A 13,619-nucleotide genomic window follows, 5' to 3' on the forward strand; every position below is an offset into this window, starting at 1 on the left:
CGGCACTTATACTCAAATCTAACCATCCATCAAGAGAATAAAACATGCGTAAATTAGTGGTTTTTTCGGGTGCAGGTATGAGCGCAGAAAGTGGAATCAACACCTTTAGAGATGGTGATGGCTTATGGGAAAAACATCGCGTGGAGGATGTCGCAAGTCCTGAAGCATGGGCAAGGAATCCTGAATTAGTCCAACGCTTTTATAATGAACGTCGTAAAAACATTCTTAATGCGCAGCCTAACTTGGCGCATCGCTTAATTGCTGAACTTGAAGATGATTTTGATGTACAAGTGATCACCCAAAATATTGATGATTTGCATGAACGTGCAGGCAGTTCAGAAGTTTTGCATTTACACGGCAATATTCGTTTAGCCAAAAGCTCAGGGCCTCATGCACAATACACGACAGAATTTTTTCCAATTGAAGGTGACTCGCTGAACTTGCAACAGGATCTTTGCCCACAAGGCTATCCTTTACGTCCGCATGTGGTCTGGTTTGGCGAAGCAGTTCCTGCCTATGAAGAAGCACTGGATTTGATTCAAGATGCCGATATTTTTATTGTGATTGGTACAAGTTTGGTGGTGTACCCTGTTGCTGGATTAGTACACGAAATTCCTGCAAATTGTCAGGCTTATTATATTGACCCAAAAGCCATGCAAGCCCAAATTCCTGCTCAATTTCAACGGATTTCCAAAACTGCCACTGAGGGCATGCAGCAATTGTTCGATCAATTACATCAAGTTTAAAGTAATTACAGTATCTAAATTTTTCCACTTGTAAGATGTCATCAACATGCTTAGGCTATTTTGACATCTTGCAGGATTGCATCATTTTCATAATAGTTTTAGGTATCTCTTTAAAACTTTGTTACCATCGCTCTTTCTCTGTGTTTGTGATGTTTACTGCATATGACCTCATCTTATCAGCAACAACTTGATGCAAAAGTTGCCCGTATTTCTGCCCAATTTGCCGAATATAACCCGCCTGCCTTGCAAGTATTTGCCTCACCAGAACACAACTACCGTATGCGGGCAGAGTTCCGAATTTGGCATATTGAAGATGATCTGTTTTATGCCATGTTTGAACGCAGTGAAGATAAGCAGAAAAAAGTTATTCGTGTAGATGAGTTTCCGATTGCAGACCGCAGCATTAACTTATTAATGCCAAAGCTGTTAGCCGCCCTGAAAGCCGATCCCGTATTATCGGCTCGTTTATTTGAAGTGCATTTTTTAGCGACTTTAAGTGGCGAAATGTTGGTTTCACTGCTTTATCACCGCAAACTTGAATCTGATTGGGAGCCTGCAGCCCAAGCTTTGAGCAAAGCATTAAACATTAAACTGATTGGACGCAGCCGTGGGCAAAAATTCGTGCTATCCGATGAGTATGTAGTTGAACAATTACAGGTTTTTGAGCGCACTTATACCTATAAGCAAATTGAAAGCAGCTTTACCCAGCCAAACGCGCAAGTTTGCCAAAAAATGCTGGAATGGGCATGTACGGTTGCCGAACATTCTGAGCAAGATTTATTAGAACTTTATTGTGGTAATGGTAACTTTACCCTGCCGCTATCGACTCGTTTCCGTCGTGTACTTGCCACAGAACTGGCTAAATCTTCGGTATATGCAGCGCAGTGGAATATTGAACAAAACCAGATTGAGAATATTCAAGTGGCACGCTTATCGGCTGAAGAGTTTACTCAAGCCTATAACGGTGAGCGTGAATTCCGCCGCTTGCAAGAAGCGAACATTGATCTTGCAAGTTATGATTTTGATACGGTCTTTGTCGATCCGCCACGCGCAGGAATTGACGATGACACCTTAAAACTCCTACAGCGTTTTAAGCGTATTATTTATATTTCGTGCAACCCAGACACATTGCATGACAATTTAAAAACCTTGTGTCAAAGCCATAAAGTGACGCAATTTGCACTGTTTGATCAATTCCCATACACCCATCATGTTGAGTCGGGTGTTTTACTGGAAAAGATTTAAACAATTTGTTGCATTATTCTTCAATATTTACAAGTTCTCCTTTTTAGCACTTGTAAATATTATGATGTAAATGAATCAGTTAAAGCATTACAAGCCCTTTAACTGTCATAATTTCGTTAAAAAAATGCAATATCATCGAAAATTCTGCAACTCGATTGCTGCTTTTATCACTTAGGTCGACTTGATTTATTTTTTATATTGGCTATATTTCGATCTATGTTAGGTTGTGAATGAAGGCTCTATGAGTTTTTGGCAAAAGTTGTTCTCTACAGAACAGCAAAACGAGCATAAAAATCAAATTGCTTGTGTTGAAAATGATTGCTCTTGCAAGACAAATGAACAACTTCTCGAAGCTTTAACCAAAGCCACAGATGAAGATGTCATTATCGGGATTAAGAAGGTTCTCGCTTCGCGAGGTTATAGCCGCAAAGAGTTGAATGAACTCCAGCATCTACCATTCCAGTAATGGAATATGATAAAAAAGGCATTTAGTTGAACTAAGTGCCTTTTTTAATGGCTGCATATATATTAGAACGATAAATTTTATAAATCGCGACACGTGCTTGAACTTGCACAAAAACGCTAATCTTTTCAAACGCAGTCAATCATATCTTCATAATCATGCGCTAATATTTCTACACATAATCATTACACCAATAAATTCGAATTATTCAAACAGAGAAAATGACAATGAAAAAAACTAGCCTTAGCTGTCTTGCCCTACTCAGCCTAAGTTTAACAGCCTGTAGCCCAATGCCGAAAGAATGTGCCGAAACTTGGGAGAAAATGGAAAGTTTTGCTAAAAACATGGGTATTTCAGATGAGCAACTTAAACAACAAAAAAAGCAATTTGAAAATGAAGTCAAACAAATGAAAAGCGAAGAAGCAGTCAAAATCTGCAGGATGCAAGGCACAGCCTTAGGTTTTATTGGACAATAAATTCAGCCAAGCCAAAACCAAATTCCAATGTTAGGGTTTACAGCCTTGATGATCTATATAAGCTAAAATTGGACCTAAATTGCGATGTGGATGAGTATGACGTTGTAATTGCGGAATATACGCTGTAGAAATCGAACCATCTAAATACAAGGCATTTGGCGTTTGCAGCTCATCTTTAAAAAAGGTGGCAAATTGATGAAAAGTTACGGGCGTCTTGCTAATCACAAAGTACAGGCTTTGGTCTTTTAACCCAACCCCATTTCTAATTTTATAAGAAGTACTGTCTGCCAAAAAACGTGAATTTAACTGGCGATTAATAACTAACATTGGGCCAGACTGTGTCGCATACTGCGCTTTGAACGCTTGATTGGCATATTGTTGGGTTGTTCCTAAAAACACCCGTTGATGATTCCACGCCAGTACACCATTGGGCTGAATTAAAAAATTCCCCCATCCCTGTTGCTGTCGGTTCAGCTTTTTAAGTTGTCGTCCTTGTTCCACATACAAACCCACAGGCGAATAATCTGGATGAAACATGCCTGCATTCATGGCAAATTGCATGTTTTCACAAGACTGTAGATTTTTTTGTAGTTGTGAAATTTGCTGATACGGTTTCCCTTGCTGATCTTTCAGATATAAGCCTAGCTGTGACAACTGCGTCACTTCCACCACATCTGCATTGATTTTACTGTTGTTAACCGTCCATGCGCGAATTTCCGCTTGTGCAGTAGGCGTGCAGAATAAATAACAGAGCAATAAGCACTTCCACCGAGAACAAAACATTATCATCTCCATACCTGCTATGTTACAAATTGTGCATATAACTGAATGGGTTATCGCATATTTGCTTCAGACGCAGTACACTATAAAACCTGATTTCTTTTCTCTACTCATGTTACTTTATTGGTCAAGCGTACGATGCTCAAGCAGAAAACACGATTTCCTTTAGGGGCACATTTAATTGTGAAACACTTCGGCTATAGCCATCATGGTATCTATGCCGGGCGTGGTCGCGTGATTCACTATTCGGGTTTTGCACATCTTTTTAAAAAACACCCGATTGAAATGACCAGTATTGAAAAGTTTAGTCACGGCAAAAATATTATTGTGCAGTCGTATCATGCGCCCAAGTATAAAGGCCGCAAAGTGGTACGCCGTATGCGCTCCAGAATGCATGAAAACAATTATCATCTGATTATGAATAACTGTGAACATTTATGCACTTGGGCAATTACAGGTGTGGAAAGCAGCCCGCAAGTATTTAAGATGATGGATCGTTTAACCACCATTGGTTATGTCAGTTCATTGATGAGTTATATGAACAGTATGATGCTGACCCTGACCACCACTTGCTTTGCTTTAGTGCTCTATATTAAGAAGAAACTACGCGATAAAGCCAAAATGCAGTTACCGCAAATCCTGATGAAGCAGGAACAGCATAAAAACCGCTAATCGCAGTCATTTTAGCGACACTGTATATCTCACAAAATATTCTATAAACCTCAAATAGATAAAACCAAAAGCCCAACCTGAATTGATCAAGTTGGGCTTTCAAGTTGCAAGCTAAAACTTAAATAAGGTGTTACTTGCCAGGTTTGAAGCTGTCTTTTAAGTCTAAAATGCGGTTAAACACTGGTTTTTCCGCACTGTGATCATACTGATCTGCAACAAAATAACCTTCACGTTCAAATTGGAAACGATCTTCTGGTTGTGCTGTTGCCAATGCAGATTCAACAATGGCTTGTACCACAGTCAACGATTCGGGGTTTAAATTCGCCAAGAAATCATCACCCACTTCTGGATCAGACTCAGTAAATAAGCGATCATATAAACGAACTTCTGCCGCAACGCCTTTACTTGCAGATACCCAGTGAATCACGCCTTTGACTTTACGACCTTCTGGGTTTTTGCCCAAAGTTTCAGGGTCAATTGAACATTTCAGCTCAATAACTTCGCCGTTGGCATCTTTAATCACTTCATCACACTTGATTACATAAGCATGACGTAAACGTACTTCTCCTTCAGGCACTAAACGCTTAAAGCCTTTAGGCGGCACTTCTTCAAAGTCTTTACGGTCAATGTAAATTTCAGAAGTCAGCGGAATGATACGTTCACCCATATCTACATTTGGATGACGTGCATGGACCAAATCTAATGCTTCTGGCAAGTTAGTCAAAGTCACTTTAAGTGGATTTAACACCGCCATACCACGTGCTGCAGTATTTTCCAATGACTGACGGATGCAATATTCAAGCATTGCAACATCCACAATACCATCCGACTTAGACACACCTACACGCTTACAGAAATCACGCAAACCTTCTGGTGTAAAGCCACGACGACGCATACCTACCACTGTTGGCATACGTGGGTCATCCCAACCATTCACAAAACCGCCTTCAACCAATTTACGCAATTTACGCTTAGATGTGATGGTGTAATCAATATTCAAACGGCTAGATTCATACTGACGCGGCACAGCCTCCGATTTCACCTTTTCCACCACCCAATCATAGAATGGACGATGGTCTTGGAATTCTAAAGTACATAGTGAATGAGTAATGCCTTCAATGGCATCTGATAATGGATGCGCATAATCATACATTGGGTACATTTTCCATTTATCGCCCGTTTGGTGATGCGATGAATGTAAAACACGATACAAAATCGGATCACGCATGTGTACGTTTGGTGAAGCCATATCAATTTTGGCACGGAGTACTGCCTGACCTTCGCCTAATTCACCATTGCGCATTTTTTCAAATAAAGCCAAGTTTTCTGCTACTGGCGTATCACGATATGGCGAATTTTTACCCGGCTCTACAAAAGAACCACGATTGAGCTTAATCTCATCAGGGGTTTGCAAATCGACATAAGCATCGCCTTGTTCGATCAGCTGCATTGCCCATGTATATAATTGATCGAAATAGCTTGATGCATAGCGTGGTTCGCCATTCCACTCAAAACCCAGCCATTTCACGTCATTGGCAATACCATCAACATATTCTTGTTCTTCTGCATCTGGGTTGGTGTCATCAAAACGTAAGTTACACACCCCTTGATATTCTTGTGCGATGCCAAAGTTCAAGCAAATTGCTTTCACGTGACCAATATGCAAATAACCATTCGGCTCAGGTGGAAAACGTGTCACCACCTGCTGAGTGCGACCCGCCGCAATATCATCGGTAATGACTTGACGTATAAAGTCCAAGCCCGGCTGTTGTTCTTGCTGCACAGCATCGACAGAGGCATTTGAACTTGGTGTCGGGGTGTTTGGCAGAGATGCAACAACATCATTTGGCTTCATAGCAATAAAATCACTTCTAAAATAAAATTGGATAAACTAGGTTACAGAAACTTCAGTAGTGAAGCATACATCACCCATTAGAACGCTTTTCCTTGTTTTTAACAAAGAAAATAACGTTTTTACTTGCCTTGTAGTTTACAGTTTGCTTATGCTTCTCTCAACCAAAAAACCCATGGCATTCGTGTCCATGTTTAGGAGATTACACAATGAGTTTTCCTCAAGTCGAATTAAACACCAATAAAGGTCGTATTGTTTTAGAATTGAACGCTGAAAAAGCACCAATTACAGTTGCTAACTTCTTAGAATACGTTCGTGATGGTTTTTATGACGGCGTAATTTTCCACCGTGTTATTGATGGTTTCATGATCCAAGGCGGTGGCATGGATGAAAACTTCAAAGAAAAAGCAACACGTGATGCGATTGAAAACGAAGCAGACAACGGCTTAAGCAACGATGTTGGTACAATTGCAATGGCACGTACCCAAGCACCTCACTCTGCTTCTGCACAGTTCTTCATTAACGTAAAAAATAACTCTTTCTTAAACCACACAGGCAAAACTGCACAAGGTTGGGGTTATGCCGTGTTTGGTAAAGTTGTTGAAGGTATGGACGTTGTAGATGCAATTAAAGGCGTGCGTACTGGCAACCGTGGTTATCACGCAGATGTTCCACTAGAAAATGTGGTGATTGAATCTGCAAAAATCATTGCTGAATAAGAATCTTACCCGACCTCGCTTACGCACATCATTTTAAAGTACTGCTTTAAAATTCGTTTAGGGAGGAGAAATCCCTCTTTTAAAAGAGGGATTTCGGGAGATTCCAAGGAATAATTCGTGACCTATCTGTTTATCGCAGATTTACACTTGTCACCAAATCACCCTCGACTTGTTCGGGGGTTTTTAGATTTGCTAGACGCTTATCAAAATAAAAACACCCAACTGTATATTTTAGGCGACTGGTTTAATGCATGGATTGGCGATGATTACACCGCAGCGTGGCTCGATGAAGTTGTTGCACGTTTAAAGCAATTTAGCCAAGCAGGTAATCAAATTTACTTTATTGTCGGCAATCGTGATTTCGCTTTGGGTCAGAAATTTCTAGATCAATTTTCAGGACAACTCCTGCCCGATGTGTACACGCTGCACATTGGTTCACAACAGGTGCGTTTAGAACATGGCGATGCGCTGTGTACCGATGATGTGTCCTATCAAAAATTCCGAAAAATTATTCGCAATCCCATCATTTTAGGGATTTTAAAGAAAACACCTTTGGCTTTTCGGCAAAAACTTGCACAAGGTTTCCGCAAAAAAAGTCAGCAAGCCAATCAAATCAAAAGTTATGATGTCATGGACGTAAATGCAGATGCTGTGTCACAAGCCTTGCAGCATGCAGATGTGTTAATTCATGGGCATACGCATCGTCCAAATATTCACAATGAACACGGCAAACCTAGAATTGTATTAGGCGATTGGCGCGCAGATGCTGCACTAATTTTAGTAGTTGAACCAAGTCAAGCCTTAGCAACTTGGCAACTGAGCAGCTGGAACTATTAAGCGCAACATCTTTACATAAAAATAATGGATACAACGCTAAAGGTACTTCGTCAGGTACACCAAACTAAAATCTACTTAGTTAGCAGATTAATACCCACCTTCCGTTTTAATCACTTCGGCATCAGCTTTATATTTAGCCAACAACTCACGCAGCGAAGTCATCAACACACTGGTATCTACCCCAACTGCCACAAATTCTGTGCCTAAATCCAAATACTTTTGTGTCACTTCATGTTGGGTCGATAAAATCCCTGCTGCTTTGCCTGCTGCACGAATCCGTTGAATCGCATCGACCACAGCGGCTTGTACTTCTGGATGGTTCGGATTGCCTTCATAACCCATCGTGGCAGATAAATCCACCGCACCAATAAACACCCCATCAATCCCATCGACTTGTAAAATAGCATCCAGATTTTCTAAACCTGTGACCGATTCAATTTGAATGAGCAAACAAATATTTTCATGCGCTGTCGCGTAATAATTTGGAATACTGTTCCAGCGAGTTGCACGTGCTAAAGCTGCGCCTACGCCGCGAATACCTTCAGGTGGATAACGTACCGCTTTGACCATCAACTCAGCGTGTTCAACGCTTTCAACCATAGGAATCAGCAAAGTTTGTACGCCAATATCCAACAGTTGTTTAATGAGTTGCACACTGCCAATCGGCGGGCGCACCACCGCTTGAGAGGGATAAGCCGCAATACTTTGTAATTGTGACAAAGTGGTTCTTAAATCACTCGGTGCATGTTCCCCATCAATTAAAAGCCAGTCATAGCCTGCATTGGCGGCAATTTCAGTGCCATACGCATCTGCTAAACCTACCCATAAGCCAATTTGCTGCTGAGTTTTTAATTTACGCTTAAAATAATTGATATATTCCATCCATACACCTTTGGGATGCACCATGCTCAAGTTTATATTTAACGCCTATTTGCTATAAACAACCAATAGTGAAAACGTCTTGCATGATTGAATTTAACACTAAGTTTAAAGATGTTTATGTCGTGCTCATCTCATCTTAACCGCATAAATAGCACATGGATTCATTCCGTTAGCATAGCGAGGCATGTTAAGCTTTTGGCGCACACCTGCCCCAAATATAGTCTTTAAATGGAGATGATTCATGGATTTGCTCAACGTTGCACAAACTCGTTATACGACCAAAGCCTATGATGCGAGTCGCACTATTCCTGCAGAACAATTTGAGCGTTTATTAGAAATTCTGCGTTTAGCACCATCTTCCATTAATATTCAGCCGTGGCATTTTTTTATTGCAGATCGCCCTGAAGCCAAACAACGTATTGCTAAAGCTTTAGTTGGAAAGTACGCCTATAACGCCCCTAAAGTTTTAGATGCTTCGCATACCATTTTATTTTGCACCAAAGCTGACATTAGCGAATTACATTTAGAAAACCTGCTTAATCAGGATGCTGCTAGTGGACGCTTTAAAGATGAAGCCGCTAAACAAGGTCAGAAAGACAGCCGCACAGGTTATGTCGATTACTACCGCAATGAAAAAGGCGATATTCAGCGTTGGGCAGAAAATCAAACCTTTATTGCACTCGGACAAATGCTTTTGGCTGCAGGCATTGAAGGAATTGACGCAACGCCAATTGGTGGTTTTGATGAAGCAATTTTAACTCAAGAACTGCAACTAACTGAGCAAGGACTGATTCCTTCGGTTTTATTGTGTTTAGGCTATCGTAGTGAACAAGATTTTAATGCCAAACTGCCAAAATCACGCCTTGATAAACGCGAGATTTTCACGCAACTGTAAAACAAACATGCGATAACACTAGGGACAAAATTTGTCCCTATTTTTTGGTCTGAATTTTGCTTTATCTATATTTGCAATCTGTACTCAATCTCTATCAAAAATAAAAATGAGGTGTATGATGCTCAATTTAATGCCGCTAAAACTAGAATGCCGACGTTGTAAAAAACTGTATTTATATCAAGCCAAACCAAGCTATCCAACCCTGCGCTGCCCGATCTGCGATAGAACCACAATGCTGCATGGTCTTGCAGAAACTGCAGATTTATTGCGACATCCTTTTCGCTTTATGTTGAGTTATCTTAAACCGTCATGGCATAAGCGAGGCAAAGCACACTAAGCAATGCCAAGCCTAGCCCAATAGTGGTCGTGCTTTTCAGCTTTTCTTTAAAGAACAATACTCCACTGATCACGCCAAATAGCACCACTAAAATATTCATCCCTGCAAATACCACTGCAGGGCTGTCTTTGAGCAGCATGTGAGCTTTGACATACAAGGCAATATTGGCAAAATTCAGTGCACCCAAAATTAAACCTGCACTGATATTTTGCATACTGCCCATGCTTTTATCGCGGATTAAGATATAAGCCATCGCCAAAACAAAAGCACATACAAACATCAAATTCAGCGCAACTGCAAATTGCAGTCCTAAACCTGTGCTGTATTTAAGCAAAACATCAATCAGTGCATAACCCAGCCAAACACAGCTCAAATATAAGATGCCTTGTTGCGCTTTAGCAGACTGCCCTGCAGCACGATGCGAATACAAAATACATAAGACTGCGATAATCCCAAGCGCGATTCCCACAATTTTCAGTTGGCTAAAATTTTCCTGAAAAATAAAATAAGCGGCTGCCAAAGACAAAACCACTGACAAACGCTGTGCAATTTCAGTTTTTAAAATACCTGCGCTGTCTAACGATTTTGCTAATGCTAAAAAGACACTCGGCAACAACACACCCAAACTAATAATGAGCCACCACGGCGTATGTTGGATTGAGATCGTGCCCAAGTTGGGTTTAAACCAGTAAAAACACAACACACTGGCACTGACATAATTCCATGTGATCATCTGCATAGGGTTAAAACCCTGCATTTTGCAGACTTTTAATAAAATAGAGACCAGTACACTACAAAAGGCTGCGGCTACAATCAGTTCCATGACATGCTCGAAGATTGTTTTTGTTCTTGATTGGAAGTTGTGGACTCATCAGTAAAAAGCCCACAAGGACTGTGGGCTTTCGAGTTCTTAATCAAATTAAGAATTACTTATAGCGTTCAACCATTTTCTCTAAAGAAATTGGGCGAATTTTGTCTGCATTACCTGCAGTACCAAATGCTTCATAACGGTCTATACAAATTTGTTTCATTGCATCTACAGTTTTTGCGAAGAATTTACGTGGGTCAAATTCGCTTGGTTGTTCTGCCATCATACGGCGCATTGCACCAGTAGAAGCTAAACGTAAATCTGTATCGATGTTGATTTTACGCACACCATGCTTAATTGCTTCAACCAATTGCTCAACAGGTACACCATAAGTTTCTTTGATGTCACCGCCGTATTGGTTAATCACCGCCAACCATTCTTGTGGTACAGAGCTAGAGCCGTGCATTACAAGGTGTGTATTTGGCAACGCAGCATGAATTTCTTTAATACGGTCAATTGCAAGAATATCGCCTGTAGGTGGACGAGTAAACTTGTATGCACCGTGCGAAGTACCAACAGCAATCGCTAAAGCATCCACATTAGTATCTGCAACGAAGCTACGTGCTTCTTCAACAGATGTTAACAATTGAGAGTGGTCAAGTACGCCTTCTGCGCCCACGCCATCTTCTTCACCTGCCATACCTGTTTCAAGACTACCTAAACAGCCAATCTCACCTTCAACCGATACACCACACGCATGCGCCATTTGCACAGTACGACGCGTCACTTCGACGTTGTATTCATACGACGTTGGTGTTTTACCATCTTCACCCAAAGAACCATCCATCATTACTGATGAAAAGCCTAGTTGGATCGAACGCTGACATACATCAGGGCTTGTACCATGGTCTTGGTGCATAACCACTGGAATATGTGGCCACTCTTCAATTGCAGCCAAAATCAGGTGACGCAAGAATGGCGCACCTGCATATTTACGCGCACCTGCCGAAGCTTGAACAATTACAGGTGAATTGGTTGCATCTGCGGCTAACATAATTGCGCGCATTTGTTCTAAGTTGTTGACGTTAAACGCTGGAACGCCGTAAGCATGTTCACCGGCATGATCCAAGAGCTGGCGCAATGAAATAAGAGCCATAATATCCTCCCAAATAATGTTGGTTATTCTACCCTGTGATTTGTTTCAATTCAGCAACAAATCGCCTTTTTCAAAAAAAAGTCCCTGCAAAAGCAGGGACTTTTAAACAAATTACTACAATTTGTCGTTTTTCAGCACTTATTGCGCTTCAGAAGCAGCAACTTCTGTGTCTGCAGTCGCAACGTCAGCAGGTGCATTTGCAACGTCTTCAGGAATATCGGTGTTGCCTTCATCCAAGATTGGTTGGTCAATTGCGTCGATTGCAGCTTGTTGTTCTGGTGTAACTTGAGCGTTATCTACAACTGCAGAAGATGCATCAGTTTCAGTCGCAGGTGCGCTTTCTTTTTTTGCACAAGCAGTCAAGGCTAAAGATGCAGCAATTAAAGCAGCAAGTGTTAGTTTTTGAATCATCGTCATTTCCTACAGTTAGGTCATTCATTTACTACAGTTTATTGCATATTTATGACATTTTGATGACTACGGCATGACATAAATATAAAAAAGTTGACCGAAGTCAACCTTTTTAAAAATTATTGATAAATTTTCTAGATTTAAGCGCGTTCTAATAATACCGCAACTGCAGGTAAGGTTTTACCTTCTACAAATTCAAGGAATGCACCTCCACCTGTAGAGATATAGCCGATTTTGTCTGCAACTTCATACTTGTCAATTGCAGCTAAAGTGTCACCACCGCCTGCAATAGAGAAACCTGCAGATTCTGCAATCGCCAATGAAAGTGCTTTCGTACCTTCACCAAATTGATCAACTTCAAATACACCCACTGGGCCATTCCAAAGAATTGTTTTTGAAGTTTTTAAAATTTCAGCAAATGCTTTTGCAGTTTCTGGGCCTACGTCTAAAATCATATCGTTGTCTGCAACATCTTCAACTTTTTTCACAGTTGCTTTCGCTGCTGCCAATGAACCCAAGAAATCTTCAAAATTAATTTCAGCGGCATCTGCAACTACAACATCGGTTGGCAGTGGTACAGAAACTTTTGCGGCAATTGCTTTGGCAGTGTCAATCAAATCATTTTCACATAATGATTTGCCCACGTTATAGCCTGCTGCAGCAAGGAAAGTATTGGCAATACCACCGCCTACAATTAATTGATCGCAAATATCAGACAATGAAGTCAATACATCTAACTTAGTCGATACTTTAGAACCTGCAACAATCGCCACCATTGGTTTTTCAGGTGTTTTTAAGGCACGACCCAAAGCATCTAATTCCGCAGCCAATAATGGGCCTGCTGCTGCCACTGGTGCTAAACGTGCAACGCCTTCAGTAGAGGCTTCTGCACGGTGCGCGGTACCAAATGCATCCATCACAAATACATCACACAATGCTGCATATTTAGCGGCAAGTTCTGGGTTGTTTTTCTTTTCACCGTGGTTAAAACGGCAGTTTTCCAATAAAACGACTTGACCAGGAGCAACGTCTACACCATCTAAATAGTCAGTGATCAGTTGAACATCTTGACCTAATGCTTGGGTTAAATACGCAGCTACAGGTGCTAAAGATTGTTCAGCTTTTGGCTCACCTTCAACAGGACGACCTAAGTGAGAATACACCATCACTGCTGCACCTTTGGCAACAGCAGCTTGAATCGTTGGCAATGCCGCACGTAAACGTGCATCGCTGGTGATCACACCATTTTTAACAGGTACGTTTAAATCTTCACGAATAAGGACACGCTTACCTGCTAAATCGAGGTCAGTCATACGCTGAAAGTTCATGTATAGCTCACT

Annotated in this window: 16 protein-coding genes; 9 read left to right on the forward strand and 7 right to left on the reverse strand. The window is 41.0% G+C overall.

Annotated features, from left to right (window positions below; all coding sequences use genetic code 11):
* Window positions 1–44 precede the first annotated feature (44 nt).
* The 4 genes from FTU09_RS00815 to FTU09_RS00830 all read left to right on the forward strand — a co-directional run bounded on the left by FTU09_RS00815 (window position 45) and on the right by FTU09_RS00830 (window position 2,930).
* On the forward strand, window positions 45–746 hold the full coding sequence (locus FTU09_RS00815) for an NAD-dependent deacylase (protein ID WP_180079403.1): 702 nt from the start codon (window positions 45–47) through the stop codon (window positions 744–746).
* 162 nt (window positions 747–908) lie between these two features.
* Window positions 909–1,991, forward strand: coding sequence for a tRNA (uridine(54)-C5)-methyltransferase TrmA (gene trmA, locus FTU09_RS00820; protein WP_179995382.1), 1,083 nt, complete (start codon window positions 909–911; stop codon window positions 1,989–1,991).
* Between the two features lie 241 nt (window positions 1,992–2,232).
* On the forward strand, window positions 2,233–2,457 hold the full coding sequence (locus FTU09_RS00825) for a hypothetical protein (RefSeq protein ID WP_004973321.1): 225 nt from the start codon (window positions 2,233–2,235) through the stop codon (window positions 2,455–2,457).
* Window positions 2,458–2,681: 224 nt separating this feature from the next.
* Window positions 2,682–2,930, forward strand: a complete 249-nt coding sequence (locus FTU09_RS00830) for a hypothetical protein (protein ID WP_004973320.1) — start codon at window positions 2,682–2,684, stop codon at window positions 2,928–2,930.
* A 30-nt stretch (window positions 2,931–2,960) separates the two neighbouring features.
* On the opposite strand, the gene FTU09_RS00835 is transcribed toward FTU09_RS00830, so the two are convergent.
* Window positions 2,961–3,713: a phosphodiester glycosidase family protein gene (locus FTU09_RS00835; protein WP_257226842.1), complete on the reverse strand. Its 753-nt coding sequence runs from the start codon at window positions 3,711–3,713 to the stop codon at window positions 2,961–2,963.
* A 135-nt stretch (window positions 3,714–3,848) separates the two neighbouring features.
* Here FTU09_RS00835 and FTU09_RS00840 point away from each other — a divergent pair, with 135 nt between their 5' ends.
* Window positions 3,849–4,382 (forward strand): lecithin retinol acyltransferase family protein, encoded by a 534-nt coding sequence (locus tag FTU09_RS00840; protein WP_096900868.1) that lies wholly within the window; start codon window positions 3,849–3,851, stop codon window positions 4,380–4,382.
* 130 nt (window positions 4,383–4,512) lie between these two features.
* On the opposite strand, the gene FTU09_RS00845 is transcribed toward FTU09_RS00840, so the two are convergent.
* Complete coding sequence (locus FTU09_RS00845; protein ID WP_180079404.1) at window positions 4,513–6,237, reverse strand: glutamine--tRNA ligase/YqeY domain fusion protein; 1,725 nt, start codon at window positions 6,235–6,237, stop codon at window positions 4,513–4,515.
* A 206-nt stretch (window positions 6,238–6,443) separates the two neighbouring features.
* Between FTU09_RS00845 and FTU09_RS00850 the strand changes: the two genes are divergently transcribed.
* A complete protein-coding gene (locus FTU09_RS00850; protein ID WP_004973310.1) occupies window positions 6,444–6,953 on the forward strand; it encodes a peptidylprolyl isomerase in 510 nt (169 codons plus the stop codon).
* A gap of 117 nt (window positions 6,954–7,070) precedes the next feature.
* Window positions 7,071–7,790, forward strand: coding sequence for a UDP-2,3-diacylglucosamine diphosphatase (locus tag FTU09_RS00855; protein WP_180079405.1), 720 nt, complete (start codon window positions 7,071–7,073; stop codon window positions 7,788–7,790).
* Between the two features lie 87 nt (window positions 7,791–7,877).
* On the opposite strand, the gene hpaI is transcribed toward FTU09_RS00855, so the two are convergent.
* On the reverse strand, window positions 7,878–8,672 hold the full coding sequence (gene hpaI, locus FTU09_RS00860; RefSeq protein ID WP_096900940.1) for a 4-hydroxy-2-oxoheptanedioate aldolase: 795 nt from the start codon (window positions 8,670–8,672) through the stop codon (window positions 7,878–7,880).
* A gap of 241 nt (window positions 8,673–8,913) precedes the next feature.
* Here hpaI and nfsB point away from each other — a divergent pair, with 241 nt between their 5' ends.
* Both nfsB and FTU09_RS00870 read left to right on the forward strand, forming a co-directional pair.
* Window positions 8,914–9,567, forward strand: coding sequence for an oxygen-insensitive NAD(P)H nitroreductase (nfsB, locus tag FTU09_RS00865; protein ID WP_004973304.1), 654 nt, complete (start codon window positions 8,914–8,916; stop codon window positions 9,565–9,567).
* Window positions 9,568–9,682: 115 nt separating this feature from the next.
* Complete coding sequence (locus FTU09_RS00870; protein ID WP_081402487.1) at window positions 9,683–9,904, forward strand: hypothetical protein; 222 nt, start codon at window positions 9,683–9,685, stop codon at window positions 9,902–9,904.
* Here the strand turns inward: FTU09_RS00870 and FTU09_RS00875 are convergent.
* The 4 genes from FTU09_RS00875 to FTU09_RS00890 form a co-directional block, all read right to left on the reverse strand.
* Window positions 9,867–10,727: a DMT family transporter gene (locus tag FTU09_RS00875; RefSeq protein ID WP_004973300.1), complete on the reverse strand. Its 861-nt coding sequence runs from the start codon at window positions 10,725–10,727 to the stop codon at window positions 9,867–9,869. The genes FTU09_RS00870 and FTU09_RS00875 overlap by 38 nt on opposite strands.
* 103 nt (window positions 10,728–10,830) lie before the next feature.
* Window positions 10,831–11,868, reverse strand: coding sequence for a class II fructose-bisphosphate aldolase (gene fba / locus FTU09_RS00880; RefSeq protein WP_004973298.1), 1,038 nt, complete (start codon window positions 11,866–11,868; stop codon window positions 10,831–10,833).
* 138 nt (window positions 11,869–12,006) lie between these two features.
* Window positions 12,007–12,279, reverse strand: coding sequence for a hypothetical protein (locus FTU09_RS00885; protein WP_131260911.1), 273 nt, complete (start codon window positions 12,277–12,279; stop codon window positions 12,007–12,009).
* A 140-nt stretch (window positions 12,280–12,419) separates the two neighbouring features.
* On the reverse strand, window positions 12,420–13,607 hold the full coding sequence (locus tag FTU09_RS00890; protein ID WP_004973295.1) for a phosphoglycerate kinase: 1,188 nt from the start codon (window positions 13,605–13,607) through the stop codon (window positions 12,420–12,422).
* Window positions 13,608–13,619: the final 12 nt, after the last annotated feature.

Source organism: Acinetobacter sp. YH12058 (genome assembly GCF_013419805.1).
In the GTDB taxonomy this organism is placed as follows: Bacteria; Pseudomonadota; Gammaproteobacteria; order Pseudomonadales; family Moraxellaceae; genus Acinetobacter; species Acinetobacter towneri.